Source organism: Ruegeria sp. YKSE079, assembly GCF_059612845.1.
The window spans coordinates 81,059-97,826 of sequence record NZ_JBXWRJ010000011.1; the positions used below are offsets into that span (position 1 = coordinate 81,059).

At 54.7% G+C, this 16,768-nt stretch carries 16 protein-coding genes; 7 read left to right on the plus strand and 9 right to left on the minus strand.

Annotated elements, in window-relative coordinates; genetic code table 11:
* From AC2FMY_RS12020 to AC2FMY_RS12030, 3 genes are all read right to left on the minus strand, one after another.
* Entirely contained in the window at positions 1 to 837 is an 837-nt protein-coding gene (locus tag AC2FMY_RS12020) for a class I SAM-dependent methyltransferase (protein ID WP_480749889.1), read from the minus strand.
* A gap of 46 nt (positions 838 to 883) precedes the next feature.
* Complete coding sequence (locus AC2FMY_RS12025) at positions 884 to 2,218, minus strand: NAD(P)-dependent oxidoreductase (RefSeq protein ID WP_496743926.1); 1,335 nt, start codon at positions 2,216 to 2,218, stop codon at positions 884 to 886.
* Between the two features lie 157 nt (positions 2,219 to 2,375).
* The gene (locus tag AC2FMY_RS12030; RefSeq protein WP_496743928.1) at positions 2,376 to 3,008 is read right to left on the minus strand and encodes a cupin domain-containing protein; all 633 of its coding nucleotides are present in this window, start codon (positions 3,006 to 3,008) and stop codon (positions 2,376 to 2,378) included.
* A 172-nt stretch (positions 3,009 to 3,180) separates the two neighbouring features.
* On the opposite strand from AC2FMY_RS12030, the gene AC2FMY_RS12035 reads away from it, so the two are divergent.
* The 3 genes from AC2FMY_RS12035 (at position 3,181) to AC2FMY_RS12045 (ending at position 6,316) form a co-directional block, all read left to right on the plus strand.
* A complete protein-coding gene (locus AC2FMY_RS12035; protein WP_496807437.1) occupies positions 3,181 to 4,179 on the plus strand; it encodes a GT-B fold glycosyltransferase domain-containing protein in 999 nt (332 codons plus the stop codon).
* 116 nt (positions 4,180 to 4,295) lie between these two features.
* Positions 4,296 to 5,588, plus strand: a complete 1,293-nt coding sequence (locus AC2FMY_RS12040; protein ID WP_496743931.1) for an O-acetylhomoserine aminocarboxypropyltransferase/cysteine synthase family protein — start codon at positions 4,296 to 4,298, stop codon at positions 5,586 to 5,588.
* A gap of 20 nt (positions 5,589 to 5,608) precedes the next feature.
* Positions 5,609 to 6,316 carry a GNAT family N-acetyltransferase gene (locus AC2FMY_RS12045; RefSeq protein WP_480749884.1) on the plus strand — a complete coding sequence of 236 codons (708 nt, stop codon included), beginning with the start codon at positions 5,609 to 5,611 and terminating at the stop codon, positions 6,314 to 6,316.
* A gap of 7 nt (positions 6,317 to 6,323) precedes the next feature.
* Here the strand turns inward: AC2FMY_RS12045 and AC2FMY_RS12050 are convergent, their stop codons facing one another.
* A complete protein-coding gene (locus AC2FMY_RS12050) occupies positions 6,324 to 7,154 on the minus strand; it encodes an SIMPL domain-containing protein (protein ID WP_496807438.1) in 831 nt (276 codons plus the stop codon).
* Between the two features lie 30 nt (positions 7,155 to 7,184).
* On the opposite strand from AC2FMY_RS12050, the gene AC2FMY_RS12055 reads away from it, so the two are divergent.
* Positions 7,185 to 9,335: a hypothetical protein gene (locus tag AC2FMY_RS12055; RefSeq protein WP_496743935.1), complete on the plus strand. Its 2,151-nt coding sequence runs from the start codon at positions 7,185 to 7,187 to the stop codon at positions 9,333 to 9,335.
* Between the two features lie 265 nt (positions 9,336 to 9,600).
* On the opposite strand, the gene hppD is transcribed toward AC2FMY_RS12055, so the two are convergent.
* Positions 9,601 to 10,701: a 4-hydroxyphenylpyruvate dioxygenase gene (gene hppD, locus AC2FMY_RS12060; protein ID WP_496743937.1), complete on the minus strand. Its 1,101-nt coding sequence runs from the start codon at positions 10,699 to 10,701 to the stop codon at positions 9,601 to 9,603.
* 148 nt (positions 10,702 to 10,849) lie between these two features.
* Here hppD and AC2FMY_RS12065 point away from each other — a divergent pair, with 148 nt between their 5' ends.
* Both AC2FMY_RS12065 and AC2FMY_RS12070 read left to right on the plus strand, forming a co-directional pair.
* Positions 10,850 to 11,305: an Lrp/AsnC family transcriptional regulator gene (locus AC2FMY_RS12065; RefSeq protein WP_480750006.1), complete on the plus strand. Its 456-nt coding sequence runs from the start codon at positions 10,850 to 10,852 to the stop codon at positions 11,303 to 11,305.
* Between the two features lie 18 nt (positions 11,306 to 11,323).
* Positions 11,324 to 13,198 (plus strand): monovalent cation:proton antiporter-2 (CPA2) family protein, encoded by a 1,875-nt coding sequence (locus AC2FMY_RS12070; protein ID WP_496743939.1) that lies wholly within the window; start codon positions 11,324 to 11,326, stop codon positions 13,196 to 13,198.
* 53 nt (positions 13,199 to 13,251) lie between these two features.
* Here AC2FMY_RS12070 and cobT read toward each other — a convergent pair whose 3' ends face one another.
* Complete coding sequence (gene cobT / locus AC2FMY_RS12075) at positions 13,252 to 14,265, minus strand: nicotinate-nucleotide--dimethylbenzimidazole phosphoribosyltransferase (RefSeq protein WP_496807439.1); 1,014 nt, start codon at positions 14,263 to 14,265, stop codon at positions 13,252 to 13,254.
* A 79-nt stretch (positions 14,266 to 14,344) separates the two neighbouring features.
* Here cobT and cobS point away from each other — a divergent pair, with 79 nt between their 5' ends.
* Positions 14,345 to 15,109 (plus strand): adenosylcobinamide-GDP ribazoletransferase, encoded by a 765-nt coding sequence (cobS, locus tag AC2FMY_RS12080; RefSeq protein ID WP_496807440.1) that lies wholly within the window; start codon positions 14,345 to 14,347, stop codon positions 15,107 to 15,109.
* Positions 15,110 to 15,193: 84 nt separating this feature from the next.
* Here cobS and AC2FMY_RS12085 read toward each other — a convergent pair whose 3' ends face one another.
* The 3 genes from AC2FMY_RS12085 to AC2FMY_RS12095 form a co-directional block, all read right to left on the minus strand.
* A complete protein-coding gene (locus AC2FMY_RS12085) occupies positions 15,194 to 15,703 on the minus strand; it encodes a CarD family transcriptional regulator (RefSeq protein ID WP_496743945.1) in 510 nt (169 codons plus the stop codon).
* Between the two features lie 283 nt (positions 15,704 to 15,986).
* Positions 15,987 to 16,325 (minus strand): ferredoxin FdxA, encoded by a 339-nt coding sequence (gene fdxA, locus AC2FMY_RS12090; protein WP_480749877.1) that lies wholly within the window; start codon positions 16,323 to 16,325, stop codon positions 15,987 to 15,989.
* Positions 16,326 to 16,390: 65 nt separating this feature from the next.
* A complete protein-coding gene (locus tag AC2FMY_RS12095) occupies positions 16,391 to 16,762 on the minus strand; it encodes an RNA-binding S4 domain-containing protein (RefSeq protein ID WP_496807441.1) in 372 nt (123 codons plus the stop codon).
* Positions 16,763 to 16,768: the final 6 nt, after the last annotated feature.

Consider the following 16,768-nt stretch of genomic DNA (forward strand, 5'->3'; position numbering starts at 1 on the left):
TCAGCCGGATTTTTTGAATATCATTTCGGTCGGACGTATGCGCCCGGCCTTGAGGTTTTTGACGTAGTTCTGGAACTTTTCGGGTGCCGTCTCGCCCATCATCAGATGAATGCCCAGCGGTGCCGGGCCGGATTCGGCAATCTTTGCAAAGACGTCCTCGAAGAACTGTATCGCGAATTCGGTGCGATCCGTTTCTGTCACCAGTTCAAGACCCGCGGCGCTTGCCGCAGACTTATAAACACCCGGCGCATCCACGAACGAGGTTTCGGCAACAGTGGACCACGGCAGAGGGAAAGCCAGCGGCTCGTCCACGTCTCCGGCCATCACATCGAACAGGGCAAAAGTACCGCCCTTGGCCAGCGCCCGCGACACTTCAGCGAACAGCCCGGCCTTGTCCTTTATGTTCATGCCCACATGCATCATGACAGCCAGATCGAACCCAGCATCCGGCACCGGCATCTCCAAAGCACTGCCCACATGAAAGCTGGTTTTCGAGGAATGCCCGACCATATCGCTGAGCACCTTGGCGGTTTCAACGAATTCCGGTGTCAGATCGACGCCTGTTACTGTCGAGCCATAGCGATCCACGACATAGCGAGAGGTTCCGCCGATACCGCATCCGACATCCAGAACACGGGTCGCATGGGTCGGCGACAACTGCGCAAACAGGTTGTTGGTCGCCAGAACGCCGCCCGTATGGAACTCGTCCCCTGCTTTCAGGTCTGCGACCGTGGCCGCATCCGGATCGATACCGCTGGCCTCAAGCGCCGCGCGAACGCGGTCGGTCAGTGCTCCGGTGGTGTAGTGTTGCGCTACGGCTTGTTCGATCTGGGACATGGGAATACCTCAGCAGCGAAAGGAATGGGGCGAATACCCCATCCTATCACGAAACCAGCGTCTCGTGGATGTCCATCGCAGCATCCCGGCCTTCAGCAACAGCCGTAACGGTGAGGTCTTCACCGCCCGCCGCGCAATCTCCACCCGCCCAGACACCTGCCACGGAAGTGCGGCCCGCACCGTTGACAGCGATCTTGTTGCCGTCCAGCTTCAGCCCTTCCGGCGCACCTTCCAGCGTTTGACCAATGGCCTTGAACACCTGATCGACAGGCAGGCGCACGGTTTCGCCCGTACCAATCAGTTTGCCACCATCATTGACAGTATACTCCAGTTCTATTTCGGTCGCGATATCACTTCCGTGAACTGACAACGGTTGTACGTTGAACATCAGCTTGACGCCTTTTGAAGCCGCCAGGTCCTGTTCGAACCGGCTGGCTCCCATTGCTGAGCGATCCCGACGATAGGCGATGGTGACATTCTCCGCCCCCAGCAGTTTGGACTGCACTGCGGCGTCCACCGCGGTCATCCCGCCACCTATGACGACCACATTGCGACCAACAGGCAAAGTAGCCAAGTCGCTGATCTGCCGGAGATCCGCTATGAAATCCACCGCATCAAGTACGCCATCCTTATCCGCGCCTTCGACACGCAATGCGTTAACCCCGGCCAAACCGATAGAGAGAAAAACGGCGTCATAGTTTTCGCGCAAGCCATCTATTGTTATGTCCTTACCCAACACGGACCCTGTTTCGATGGTGATGCCACCGATCTTTAGAAGCCAATCCACCTCGGCTTTGGCAAAGTTGTTTGTGGCTTTATACGCGGCAATGCCGAACTCGTTCAGCCCCCCCGATTTTGCACGTGCCTCGTGGATCACCACATCATGGCCCATCATTGCCAGTCGGTGAGCACAGGCCAACCCTGCCGGACCTGCCCCGACAACAACTACGGTTTTGCCTGTCGGTGCGGCACGGCTGAACGGGTGCGTGCCAGAAGCCATCATGCTGTCTGTGGCATACCGCTGCAAACGTCCAATCTCGACCGGTTTGCCTTCGGCAGCCTCCCGAACGCAAACCTCTTCACACAGCGTTTCAGTAGGACAGACGCGGGCACACATCCCGCCAAGAATATTTTGTTCTAAGATAGTCTTGGCTGCCGCCTCGGGTTGTCCCGCCTGAATCTGTCGAATGAACAGCGGGATATCGATATCGGTGGGACAGGCCTTGGTGCACGGCGCATCATAACAGAAATAGCAGCGATCTGCCGCCACCGCGGCCTCGTGAGGCGCATAAGGCGGATGCAGATCCGCGAAATTCGAAATCAGCTCTTCGCTGGAAAGCCGTCCGGCTACAATGCCGGGAGCCATCTGGCCCTTTGCCATCGCTCTACTCCCTGTAGATGTGTTTTCTTGACTACAGCTTGCCACATTTGAAATTTTTATCAATTGGTAAAATTTAGAAATCAATCAAAAAAAGCGAAATCCGGACCATTCGGCCCGGATCTCATGAAACCTGGAACTGTTCGCGCGGTTTGCCAGTTCACACCATATTCGTCAGATGCCCGGACTTGATCCAGACGCGGGCACCCTCTGGCCCGACAATCGCCCGAAACTCGGCACCCGGCGGCAACCGCAGCCAATCCCACTTGCCGAATTTCTCTTCTGATTCTGTGAACATCCCACGGATCACAAACACTTCCAAACCTCCGGCTACGTCAATGCTGACATCTGCTCCCGGCAACCATGTTTCGACGCGGACGTCTTCGTGGATATCTTTGTAGAGAGCGATGTCACTCTCACCGTTGAGCGAACGATGCACTTCCGTGCGGTCTGCTGGATCAAACTGATGAAGCTTGACCAGAATGGTCGCCCCTTCTTGCGCCGAAGGTGTGTGAGAAGTGGTTGGCGGATTACGAACATAGCTGCCAACTGGGAAATCGCCGCTTTCATCCTGAAATAAGCCTTCGAGTACGAGAAACTCTTCCCCACCATCGTGGGTATGCGCAGCAAAAGAGCTCCCAGGCGCGAAACGGACAATCGTTGTGGCCCGCGCAACCTCTTCTCCAATACGGTCCAGCATCTTCCGCTCGACCCCAACCGCCGGAGATTTCACCCATTCGGTTTCCTCAAAATGCACGGCTGCGCGTTTCGTGAAATCGGCATTGATCCTCATGGGCTTTCTCCTGACCTTTTTTCCATCTTTAGATGGTATCTCAAGCGTAAAGTTCCAACATATTTGAAGAGAGAGCGTAGCAAGGCACCTGTTCCTCCAAAATGGTTTTCACCCAACAAGGCACACTCTATAAGCGCTTGGCAGCCGAAGCCAAAACAGGCAGAGATCTTCAATGACACCGAACACGGGCGCAAGCTTCAATATTGTCATCATCGGGCAAAATAACCGCTTGCAATACGAAGCCGTTCTGTTTGCCGCATCGCTGCGTATGAGTTCCCCCAATTTCAATGGCCGCCTAATCGTCGCCGCACCGCAAATGGGGTCAGAATGGAACAACGACCCCGGCATACGAAATGAGGACATTTTGAATGCACTGGACTACTTGGAGGTCGAATTCTTACCCTTTGAAAGCCGAGTTTTCGGCGAAAGTTACCCCTATGGCAACAAGATCGAAGCCCTTTTGTCATTACCTGAGGGAGAACCGTTTGTATTCTTTGATACCGATACCCTGATCACCGGCGATCTAACCACGGTCCCGTTCGAGTTTGAACGCCCTTCGGCCTCGTTACGGGTCGAAGGATCCTGGCCCAAACCTACACTTTATGGCCCAGGCTTCGACGACATCTGGCGCGCCTTATATCAACGTTTTGGACTGGATTTTGAAAGCTCTCTCGATCACAGTCAGCCGGTCGATCATTGGCGGCGTTACTTGTACTTCAACGCAGGCTTTTTTTACTATTCCTGCCCAAGAAAGTTCGGACAGCGGTTTCTCGACTACGCCCGCTCCATTCGAGATGACGATATTCCCGAACTTGTAGGGCAAAGCCTTGATCCATGGCTGGATCAGGTTGCGCTGCCCCTGGTGATCCACTCATTCGGCGGTGGGCGTGACGCGTTGCCGCTGGGACTTCTGGATGGGACCGTCAGTTGCCACTATCGCCTGTTTCCCTTGTTGTATGCCCGTGAGAGTGACCATGCCATCGAAGTCGCCGAAGCGGCCACATCTCATAACAAAATCAAAAAAGCACTAAAACCGTATGAACCAATAAAGAAAATGGTGCTTCAAGGCAAAGGCGCCAAAGTACGAGCGATGTTCGACCAACGCAACCTGCCTGTAAGAGAACAGGTCATTCGCAAACGGATCAAGGACAGTGGCCTATGGCTCCGTTGAGCGCTCCTGATTATCCAGCCTATGACACACCACCGTTCTTTACATAGGGTTCGTTGTGAAACTGCAAGCTATAGCTTACTGATTCCGCCAAGCATGTTCCAAAGGGAGACCAGATGATGTCCAACGGCCCGACTTATGGCTTTGATACGCTGCAAATTCATGCCGGAGCGCGCCCCGATCCGGCAACCGGCGCAAGGCAGACGCCGATTTATCAGACCACGGCCTACGTGTTCCGCGATGCCGATCACGCTGCAGCGCTTTTTAACCTGCAAGAGGTCGGCTTTATCTATTCGCGCCTGACCAATCCGACCGTCGCGGTTCTGCAAGAACGCATCGCAACACTCGAAGGCGGTGTTGGCGCGGTTTGCTGCTCGTCGGGCCATGCGGCACAGATCATGGCCCTGTTTCCGTTGATGGGACCAGGTTGCAACGTTGTCGCATCGACGCGCCTATATGGCGGAACGGTCACTCAATTCAGCCAGACGATAAAACGGTTCGGATGGTCGGCCAAATTCGTCGATACCGACGACCTTGACGCGGTGAAAAAGGCAATCGACGAAAACACTCGGGCCGTGTTTTGTGAATCCGTTGCCAATCCCGGAGGCTATGTGACTGACATTCGGTCGCTTGCAGATGTCGCTGATGCAGCCGGCGTTCCGCTAATCGTGGACAATACTTCGGCCACCCCGTACCTCTGCCGCCCGATCGAACAAGGTGCAACGCTTGTTGTGCATTCGACCACGAAATACCTTACCGGCAATGGTACGGTAACTGGTGGCTGTATCGTGGATTCCGGGCAGTTTGATTGGTCCGCCAGTGACAAATTTCCCTCGCTCAACGCGCCCGAACCAGCCTATCATGGGCTGAAATTTCACGAAACATTCGGTCCCCTCGCTTTCACTTTCCACAGCATCGCTATCGGCCTGCGTGATCTGGGCATGACAATGAACCCACAAGCGGCACACTATACATTGATGGGCATCGAAACACTCTCTCTAAGGATGCAGCGCCACGTGGAAAACGCGATGAAGGTGGCGGCATGGCTCGAAACGGATGAGCGTGTGGACTATGTGACCTATGCTGGCCTGCCCTCTTCCCCTTATCATGATCGGGTCAAAAAATATTACCCCAAGGGCGCGGGTGCTTTGTTCACATTTGCAGTCAAGGGCGGATATGAGGCTTGCGTCAAGCTCGTCAACGCGCTCGAGATTTTCAGTCATGTGGCCAACCTCGGAGATGCACGTTCGCTGATCATTCACTCAGCCTCTACAACACACCGCCAGTTGACAGTAGAGCAACAGGAAGCCGCAGGTGCGGGACCAAACGTTGTACGCCTTTCCATCGGCATCGAAGATGCGGACGACCTGATTGCCGATTTGGATCAGGCGCTGGCAAAGGCGTGTGACTGAACGCTACTGGCGATTGTACCATGACGGAGCAGCGCACTAACAAATTTGGACAACCCATCGGAGAGCCGGTCACGACCGGTTTTCCGCGCCCTCTCCCACCTCATAGTGCAATGCATGGGCAGTTCTGTTCAGTTTTGCCTTTGGACGTAAACGCGCACGGTCCGGAATTATTCCGGGCCTATGCGCAAGACGCGAACGGGCGGAACTGGACCTATCTGCCCTATGGCCCTTTTGACACCCAGGCGAGTTTTCTGGATTGGATGATCAACTCCTGCTCGGGAGCCGATCCTCTTTTTCATACCGTAACCAATGTCGAGGGAATGCCAGTCGGAATAGCCAGTTATCTACGCATCGAACCCAACCACGGAGCAATTGAAGTCGGGCACATCCATTTCTCGCCCCTGCTTCAGCGCCGTCCCGAGTCGACAGAGGCGATGTATCTGATGATGCGCCGGGTTTTCGATGAACTAGGTTACCGCAGATATGAGTGGAAATGTGATGCTTTGAACGGCCCGTCCTGTCGAGCAGCTGAACGTCTTGGGTTCCGGTATGAGGGTACGTTCCGTCAGGCGACGCATTACAAGGGTCGGAACCGGGATACCGCCTGGTTTGCCATTATCGATAAGGACTGGCCGCGCATCCGGCGCACCTTTCAAACTTGGCTTGACCCCGGAAATTTTGATGCCGCGGGCCAACAGAAATCAGCGCTATTGGCCCGCGAGAGTTGAAAGCGGACTATTCCGCTATCTCAAATACCATCGACACGGAGGTTTCCACCGTTATCTCACCGGCGGCGATTGGAAGTCCGCCCGAATCGGCCATCGACATCTCAGCCATACGCATCATTGGTCGACCGCCTCCACCGTGATCGTTGATGGCAACGACTTTGCCGAGCGTTATACCCGCCGCATCAGCCAACTGTTTCGCCTTGTTCATTGCATCAGCAACCGCTTTGACGCGCGCATCAGCCTCCAACGGCTTTGGATCCTGCATTCCAAAGTTCAACCCGTCAAAATCATTTGCACCGTCGCGAATGACCGAATCCAGTATGCCCCCCAAACGATCAAGATCGCGAATCCGAACGACAACCCGATTCGACGCGACAAAGCCAGTTATTCTGGGCTCCTGATCATTCTGGCCATGACGCCCAGCCCAAACCGGGGACAGAGATAGATCACGTATTTGGATGTCACGCTCCTCGATCTCTAGTTCCAAGAGCCTGTTCAGAATCGCGGTCACGGCATCTGATGTCGCACGCATTGCCGCGGCAGCTTCGGTGTTCTGGTTGGTAACGCCTAACGTGATGGTCGCCATATCTGGCGCTGCCTCAGCTGTTCCGGTTCCGTTGACCGTGATACGGCCTTCATCTGCGCGCGCCAATCCTGCAGCTGTTGCCAACAAAACTGCAATAAGAAAAACCAATATCCTCAAAACACTTTCTCCTGTTGTTTCAGTCATAAAGATGGGTGCGCGGGGCTTTGCCGGACAAGGGGAGATTTGGTGTTTTTCTTTCCCTCGGCGACATCCTGCTCTAATCTCGGCACGTGGACACGATACCGTCTGCACATGATCTGAGGTTTACGGTATTTCCAGAGCATGAAACCCGCATTTGCTTTGCTGTTGTCGGTCGACAAGATCACGTTGCTGCACCGAGCCGATCAGGGCTGGTTGCGGGTCGGGGATGTATTCGCCAGCGATCCCGACCTCACCGCTGTTCTGGCAACTCTATTGGAGAAGGCCACGTTGCTCGAACTGGACACACGCTGCAAGGTGGTGCTTCCCGACGATCAGATCAGATATCTGACGATTGATACCGGTTCGGCCTCCGTTGACGAAAGACAGGTCCTGATTGAATCGGAACTTGAATCCGCGACTCCGTATCGGCTGAACGATCTGGTCTTTGACGCTGCAGAAGAGGGAACGGTTACGCATGTCGCCGCAGTCGCCAAAGTCACACTGAGCGAGGCAGAGGCATTTGCCAGAAAGCACCAGTTTCAACCAGTCAGCTACGTTGCATTGCCCAAACCAGATATGTTCCCACATGAACCGTTCTTTGGAGCAGCTTTGGGATTTGACGAACCGATCGAGCCAGACGACGATCGAATCGAAATAGTCGGGGAAGCCTCTATTCCGCAATTTGAAATTTCTTCGGATGCACTTTCCCAGAACCGAGAAATCTCTGTTCCTTTAGTCCAAGGCCCCGTCGGACCGGCAACAGGGCGACAAGACACCGTAGGATTCACATCGTGCCGACGCCCAAATCTACCCGAAGTCGAACAGGAAAACACAGGAAACAGCGCCGAGCCAACTCCAACAAAACCCGTAGAAAAACCGCACACTACTAAACTGCAGCGACCGCACCAACCTACAATACATCCGATCGCCGACTCGGCACCAGCTGCGGTATTTCAGGCGCCAATCGTGCCGAAATCACCGCCGAATGAGGCGGAGAGATTGACAATCTTCGGCGCAAGAAACTCAGGGCGCAAAAATCGTCTTTTAACGATTACGGCCATTGCCGCATCAATGTTTGTCGTCACAGGTTTGGCGGGTTGGCTTGTAGTTGGGACGAGCACTGGTCCCGATGCCGTTCCTGACCTCCAGAACCCGCCATTAGAAGTATCCGAGCGGTTCAACCCTGCCGATCCCGATGAAGGGCCACATGTGGTTGTCGATCAGGGCATTCCCGAAACGGCGGGAACGCCGGTGTTATCCGTCACAGACAGCGCAGTTCTCGACGCTTTGCGGGTCGAACCCCAGTCAGTTGATGTGGTTGACGTCAATCCAGAAGTAGAAGACTCACTTTATGCAGAGAGTGGTGTCTGGAGTGACGATCCGTTACCGCCTTTGGATCCTGAGATCGACACGTCCCTTAATGATCTTTACGTGGCCTCAATCGATACCGCCGACCTGTCGCAAGATGCCATCGCTTTACCTGATGCAGATTCGTTTAATACCGACTATCCTCTTGGTCAGGTAAGCCTCCCAGGCACGGCTGGAGCGAAATTTGAACTAGACTCTCGAGGGCTGGTGACTGCAACGCCCGAAGGAACGCTCAATCCGGATGGGGTGATAATCTATTTGGGACGGCCCTCGACCGTACCGCCGCCGCCACCCGAACGGACTGAATCCAAACCGGAAATAGATGAAACCCTAGTTCGCCTTGGCGGGTTCAAGCCGAAGCTGCGCCCCGATACACTTGTAGAGAATAGTGAACGCCAGCAACTTGGTGGGCGCTCGGTCGAAGAATTGGCCGGGCTGCGCCCCAAATTACGCCCTGAATCCCTCCAGACCGATCCGAAGATTGACAACGCACCAACAGCTCTTGCTGTTGTTGTCGCTTTGAAACCAAAGGTCCGCCCGAAAGGTCTGGCACCTGTAACGGCCTCAGTGTCCGCGGCAACAAACAGCACACTTGGAGCGTCAGGCGGTCAGGACAGTTCTGCATCTTCCGAGGAAGCAGGCAGTTTTGCAGCAATATCCGTTACGCCGAAAATCCCTTCAACAGCATCAGTTGCCCGTCAGGCAACGCTAGACAATGCGCTCAACCTTAGGCGTCTCAACTTGATCGGCGTATATGGAACCCCGGCCAACCGTCGAGCTTTGATCCGACTGCCGAGCGGGCGGTACAAAAAGGTCAAAGTCGGCGACCGGATCGACGGCGGGAAGATCGTCGCCATTGGCGACAGCGAATTACACTATCAAAAAAACGGCCGAAAAGTAACGCTGGACATGCCTAAAGGCTGAGTTCCCGTCTTTCTCTTGTAGAATCCCCTTGATGCTGCCTATCGAAACCTTGTCTCGCAGAACTCGCACCGAGGTGCAGACAATGGGGAAGTGGCTGTCGTGTTCTGGAAGTTCTGCGCGACCATTCCGTTTGTTTGACTGATCACGTTGGTACTGCAGACGTCATAAAATAGCCCATGGCTCCGTCGCAAAAAAAACGCCACGCGAGGGAGCGCGACGCTTTTCTTTTTCGGGCCTGTTTTTCAAGCCCGCGTCCCATATCTGTCTATTCCGCAGCGTGAATCTCACCAGTTTCGATCTGCTCGCGCTCGATTGACTCGAAAAGCGCCTTGAAGTTGCCCTCACCAAATCCGTCATCGCCTTTTCGCTGGATGAACTCAAAGAAGATTGGGCCAATTACGGTTTTCGAGAAAATCTGAAGCAGAATTTTGGTCTCACCGCCGTCAATCACGCCTTCCCCATCGATCAGGATACCATGTTTCATCATTCGATCCTTGGGTTCGCCATGACCCGTGACACGTTCATAGGACATGTCATAATAGGCCTCGTTCGGGCCGGGCATGAATTTCAAACCCTTGGCCGCGATTGCGTCTGTCGAATCGTATATATCATCAGTACCCACCGCGATGTGCTGGATCCCTTCACCCTTGTACTTCTTCAGATAGGCCACGATCTGGCCCGTTTCGCCGCGGTCTTCATTGATCGGGATGCGGATGCGGCCACATGGCGATGTCAGTGCGCGACTGAACAACCCGGTAAACTTGCCTTGAATGTCAAAGAAACGGATTTCCTTGAAGTTGAACAGATCGCCATAGAACTTGAACCACTTGTCCATGTTGCCCTTGAAGACATTGTGAGTCAGGTGATCGAGGTAATAGAACCCGTCGCCACGCGGTTTGGATTGCTTGAGCCACTCGAACTCTGCGTTGTAGGGTGAAGTATCGTAGTATTGGTCGATGAAATATATCAGAGAGCCACCAATGCCCTTGATGGCGGGTACATTCATTGTTTTGTCGGCGGCATCATACGGCTCGGCACCTTTCGAGACTGCATGCTCATAGGCGTCCCGCGCATCCGCAACACGCCAAGCCATCGCCGGGGCGCATGGGCCGTGTTCCTCGACGAATTTTGCAGCAAAGCTGTTCACATCGGCATTCAGGATATACGTCACGTCGCCTTGCTGCCAGAGTTCGACCAAGGGCTTGTTCTTGTGGCGGGCTACCAGTTCAAACCCCATCTTGGAAAACAAATCACGCAGTTCCTGCGGTTCGGGATGAGCGAATTCGACAAACTCGAACCCATCCGTGCCAGCGGGGTTATCAGCGCTGATAACAGACTTGGGGGCATTGTGTGGAAAGGGGCCCATGCGGCTTCTCCATGTTAGGACGGGTTCAATTTAGCTGATTCGAGAATACGCCTTTCTAGATGCTAGTTTTGCGCAATTTTTAGCTTACCCAGATGTTTACACGCGCGTTTCGCGCACTATCATTGAGAAAAAAGAGAAAATGACGCACATGCTGGATTCTATAGACTCGAAACTTCTGGCAGCACTGCAAAAGAACGCCCACCTAACCTCACATCAGTTGGGAGAGATGTTGAATTTATCGCCTAGCCAGGCAGGTCGCCGCCGACAAAGGCTTGAAGCAGAAGGTTACATCACCAACTATGCGGCCAAACTGGATCCCTTGAAACTAGGCCTGCATGTTCAGGGCTTTATTCAGGTGCACCTTGGTACTCACGGTCCTGACCAGTCCGCCGGATTCGCCCGCATGGTCCATTCGCGACCAGAGATCACCAGTGCCTGGACGATGACCGGAGAAGCGGATTATCTCCTACACGTCTATTGCGACGATCTTCCTGCTCTCAATCGGTTGCTTCACGAGGTAATCCTGCCCCATCCTGCAGTTGCGCGGGTACAAAGCCAGATCGTTATGGACCAATTGAAACGGGACGCTCCCCTGCCTATTTGAACGCCGGAAAGGGCACCAATGGAAAATTTCCTCTACCAGGCTTCGATTTATCTGGCGGCGGCGGTAATAGCGGTACCGCTTTCGGCACGTCTGGGATTGGGATCGGTACTGGGCTATCTGGCCGCCGGCATTGTCATTGGACCGATTCTGGGGTTGGTCGGCGCAGAAACAGCCAGCCTCCAGCACGTTGCCGAGTTCGGTGTCGTCATGATGCTGTTCCTGATCGGCTTGGAGCTTGAACCCAAAGCACTTTGGGATATGCGCGACAAGCTTCTGGGGCTTGGCGGGCTCCAGGTCGGGGTATCTTCGCTTGCGATCATGGTGGTAGCTATGATTGCCGGACATTCGTGGTCGATCGCCTTGGCCGTCGGGCTGACGCTGTCCTTGTCGTCGACGGCCATCGTGCTGCAGACCCTTTCGGAAAAGGGACTGATGCAGACCAACGGCGGGCGAGCGACGTTTTCCGTGTTGCTCACGCAAGACATCGCGGTCATTCCCATCCTCGCCTTCCTTCCATTGCTCGCCATCAGCCCTGGTGCACGGATACAAAACGACGGTTCCATCAGCCGCGGAGGTAGTGATAGCGGCCATCATCAGGCCCTTTCACTGGTAGACGGCTTGCCGGGCTGGGCAGTGACCTTGGTAACGATTGGAGCGATTGTATTTGTTGTTCTCGCTGGCGTCTATTTAACCCGACCCTTGTTTCGCTTTATTCACTCCACGCGGCTGCGCGAAATGTACACAGCCCTGGCGTTAATGATCGTGGTAGGCATTTCTTTCCTGATGACGTTGGTTGGGCTGTCTCCTGCACTCGGTTCATTTCTTGCTGGCGTGGTTCTGGCCAGTTCTGAATTCCGCCATGAAATGGAAAGTGACCTTGAACCCTTCAAAGGCCTGCTGCTGGGGTTGTTCTTCATTACTGTCGGCGCAGGGATCGACATCGCCTATTTTTTCCGCGATCCGTTTGACCTGATCGGGCTGGCGTTACTGGTAATACTGGCCAAAGGTATCATTCTCTACGTCGTAGGTCGTGCATTCAAACTCAAAGGGCGGGATCGCTGGCTTTTCACTCTTGGATTGGCCCAAGCAGGTGAATTCGGTTTCGTTCTGCTGGCGTTTTCCACCAAACAAAACGTCATTCCGCCAGACTTGTCGCAAAAGCTTCTGATGGTCATTGCCCTGACCATGCTGATCACACCGCTTTTGTTTATTGCCTACGACATCCTGTCTCGAAACATGCGGGACAAAATCCCGACACCCGAACCAGACAAGATCGACGAAGCAGGCCCGGTAATTATAGCAGGCATTGGGCGGTTCGGGCAGATCGTTAATCGGTTGGTACAAGCCAGTGGTTTCAAGACCATCGTTTTGGATCACAATATTGAAACGATCCAGTTGATGCGTCGCTTCGGAGTCAAAGGCTTTCTAGGAGACCCGACCCGACCGGAACTGCTACGTGCAGCCGGGCTCGCAAAGGCACAGGTTCTGGTGGCAGCCATGGATGATCCGAAGATGGTGACGCGTCTTGTGACATACGCCCGCAGACAGCGACCTGACCTGCACATTATCGCCCGTGCCCGTGACCGCAATCACGTCTACGAACTCTATCAGGCCGGGGCTGACGACATCGTTCGCGAAATGTTCGACGGGGCATTGCGCGCAGGACGCTATGTTCTAGAGAATGTCGGCCTCAGTGAGTACGAGGCCGCGCAGGCTGAAAAGACATTCTATCGCCACGACCGCAACACGATCCGGGATTTGGCGGATCTGTGGGTACCCGGCATGCCGACCGCCGAGAACAAGAAATACATCGAACGGGCTCAGCTTCTAGAGAAAGACCTCGAAACCGCGCTTTTGGAACTAGCTGAGGAACATGCCAAGAAAACTGCTTGATCGTCACCCGACGGGTCAATGCTAATGCGGCCCGCCCTAGACAGACAGGCGGTTCAACCGTCCGATACACCTGCTTCGGCAAAAGTCGCCATACCTGAATGGCATGCGACAGCGCTTTTCAGAATGTGTATGGCCAGCGCCGCGCCCGACCCCTCGCCCAATCGAAGACCAAGGGACAACAGCGGCTCCTTGTTCAGTTGTTCCAAAACTGCGCCGTGTGCGCCCTCGGCGCTCTGGTGCCCGGCAACGGTATGATTCAGCGCACCAGGTACCGTGTATTCCAGGCACGCCGCGGCCGCCGAACAGATAAAACCGTCCAGGATGACGGGAATGCGCAACACCCGCGCGGCAGCGATTGCACCAGCCATCGCCGCGATTTCGCGTCCACCTAGCCTACGCAAGATTTCGATGCCATCCCCGCTGTCACCATGCAGGGCAACACCTTCGGCCACGACGCGTGTTTTATTAGCAAGTCCAGCATCATCGACACCGGTGCCGCGCCCGGTCCAGTCTACAGCTTCTCCACCAAACAAGGCACAAGCAATAGCAGCCGCTGGTGTCGTGTTTCCGATCCCCATTTCACCTACAACCAGAAGATCCGAATTCGGACTGACCGCATGCCAGCCGGTCCGCAGCGCCATCAAAAGGTCGTCTTCAGACATCGCGGACGCCTTGGTAAAATCTTCAGTCGGCCGATCCAGTTCAAGCGCACAGACATCCAACTTTGCGCCCGCTGCCTTTGCCAACTGATTGATCGCAGCGCCACCATGCTGGAAATTCAAAACCATTTGCTCGGTCACTTCCGGTGGAAATGCCGACACCCCTTGCACCGTAACACCGTGGTTTCCTGCAAATACGATGACCTGTGGCGCTTCGATTACTGGCCGTGCATTCCCTCGCCAACCAGCATACCAGATGGCCAGTTCTTCCAGCCGCCCAAGCGCCCCCGGCGGTTTCGTCAACTGCCCATTGCGTTCTTCCGCCCCTTTGACCGCTTCGATATCTGGACCAGGCGCATCGGAGAGAAATGCACGAAATGAATTCAAATCGGAGAGTTCGGGCAGCATGGAAAGCCTCGTTGCATCGGAGTGGTGCTGCGTGTTTAACCACTGCATCCGTTGCCGCAACACCCCGAAAGGCCTGGATGTGACAAAAAACGACACGAAAGCTTTTTTGCTGTGGGATGTTGTCCTTGCACTCGTCCTGCTGACACGCCTGCCGATTCCAATGCTCCCTGACTGGGTGCTTGCTCGTCAGAAGCGAGCCGCATGGGCATTTCCAGTTGTGGGCCTGGTTCTGGGGGGGCTGGCCTGCACTGTCGGCCAGATCGCAGTCGCCATCGGGCTTTCATCGTGGGTGAGCGGCGGTTTGGTTGTTGCGGTCCTGATCCTCTGCGCGGGCGCGATGCACGAGGACGGCTTGGCAGATACCGCAGACGGGTTATGGGGCGGTTTTTCCCCAGAAAGACGGTTGGAGATCATGAAGGACAGCCATATCGGCACATATGGGGTCCTGGCGCTGATCCTGTCCCAGTTTCTGCGGATCTCGGCTGTTGCCGCACTCATAGCCGCAGGAGCCTTGTGGTCGCTTCTCGCGGCAGCAATCTGGTCGCGGGCCTTGATGCCAATCTCAATGGGAGTTTTGCCCAATGCTCGAATTTCTGGTCTCAGCCATCAGGTTGGACGACCCTCAAAAGCCACTTGGATAGCTGGTCTGGGAGTTGCGCTAGTTTTTTGCTTTGTCCTGGGTGGTACTGCATTCCTGCTCCCTGCTCTCTGCGCGAGCGCCACAGCCTTTACCCTCGCAGTGATAGCCAAATCGAAAATCGGCGGGCAGACGGGTGATATACTCGGGGCTACGCAGGCACTGAGCGAAATCGCTTTTCTTTTGGCACTGGCGGCGCAAACCTGACTAAAGACACATGATCAGGGCATTACCGCAACCACAAAAAAAGACCGCCCGAAACGGGGCGGCCTTTGTCTTATCATGGCTATGTTACGCAGCGCGCGAAGTCAGGACATCATCCACCTGCTTGGCAGCCGACATCTCATCCCCGCCGGATACAGCGGCGACCTCACGAGTTAACCGTTCCAGCGCAGCTTCATAAAGCTGACGCTCTGAATAGCTTTGCTCGCGCTGGTCATCAGTTCGGTGAAGGTCGCGAACCACTTCGGCGATCGAGATCAGATCTCCCGAGTTGATCTTTTGCTCGTACTCTTGCGCGCGACGAGACCACATGGCGCGTTTGACCTTGGCTTTACCCTTCAGTGTCTTCATTGCCTGACTAATCACATCGGGTGAACTGAGCGATCGCAGGCCGGACTCGGTTGCCTTGTTGGTCGGCACACGGAGGGTCATTTTGTCCTTTTCAAAGGAAATCACGAACAGCTCGAGTGTGAACCCGGCGACTTCCTGCTCTTCGATCGACATGATCTGTCCAACGCCATGCGCCGGATACACAACATACTCGTTCGGGCGGAATTCGAGCTTCTTCGACTTTGTCATTCACATTTTTCCTTGGTTGGAGACCGACATGCAGACGACGAAAACAGCCATTCGGGGCATTGGTTCAGCCCCGGCTGGCGGTGTCCATGTCACTAATTTACAACTCCAAAGCATACACACTTACGGAGCACATCCCGATCTCTGTCATCTTGTGACACCAATCATACCATAAAAATCCGACCACTGGAAGTTGACCCAGCGTAATACGCAAGGAAGCACTTTGTTTTCAAGGATCCGACAATGGTACTCTTGTATCACTTCATGACGATCAACGCCGAATCACTCAACCACCTTCGCCCGGCGTTTCGGAGAAATACTTCTCCATTTTGCCTTCTTCTCCGTCACGTTCCTCGGCATCTGGCAGCGGATCCTTCTTGGTCACAATCACCGGCCACTGCTCGGCATATTTGCGGTTGAACTCGACCCACTGCTCCATCCCCGGTTCGGTGTCAGGACGAATTGCGTCGGCAGGGCATTCCGGCTCACACACTCCACAGTCGATGCATTCATCGGGGTGAATGACCAGCGTGTTTTCACCTTCATAGAAACAATCCACAGGGCAGACTTCGACACAGTCGGTATATTTGCAGCCAATACAGTTTTCGGTGACAACATAGGTCATGGTCGGAATCCCGTTTACACTTTGGCGACTAGCTAAAACAGACTTGCCCGCTCTTCAAGGGAAGATCACCCCTCATCAGGACGAGAAAGATCAAGCTTGCGTCGATCCTTCTTAGTTGGGCGACCTTTTCCCTCGAATTTCGGATTTGCCTGAGGTTCGTCCCGCTTTTCCGTCAAATCCTCGTACAACGTTTGCGCCTCAGGCGCCGGACCACGCCTTGCACCCAAGGCCGCAATACGAACGACGCGAATATCCCGGCCCTGGGCGAAGGTGAGAACGTCGCCAAGTCCAACGCCATAGGCAGGTTTTAGTACCCGGCTTCCATTTACGCGGACGTGACCGCAGCCAACCAACTTGGCAGCCAGGCTGCGCGTCTTGAAAAAACGCGCATGCCAAAGCCATTTGTCGATACGAAGCTTGGCCTGAGCCTCGCCCATATCTGG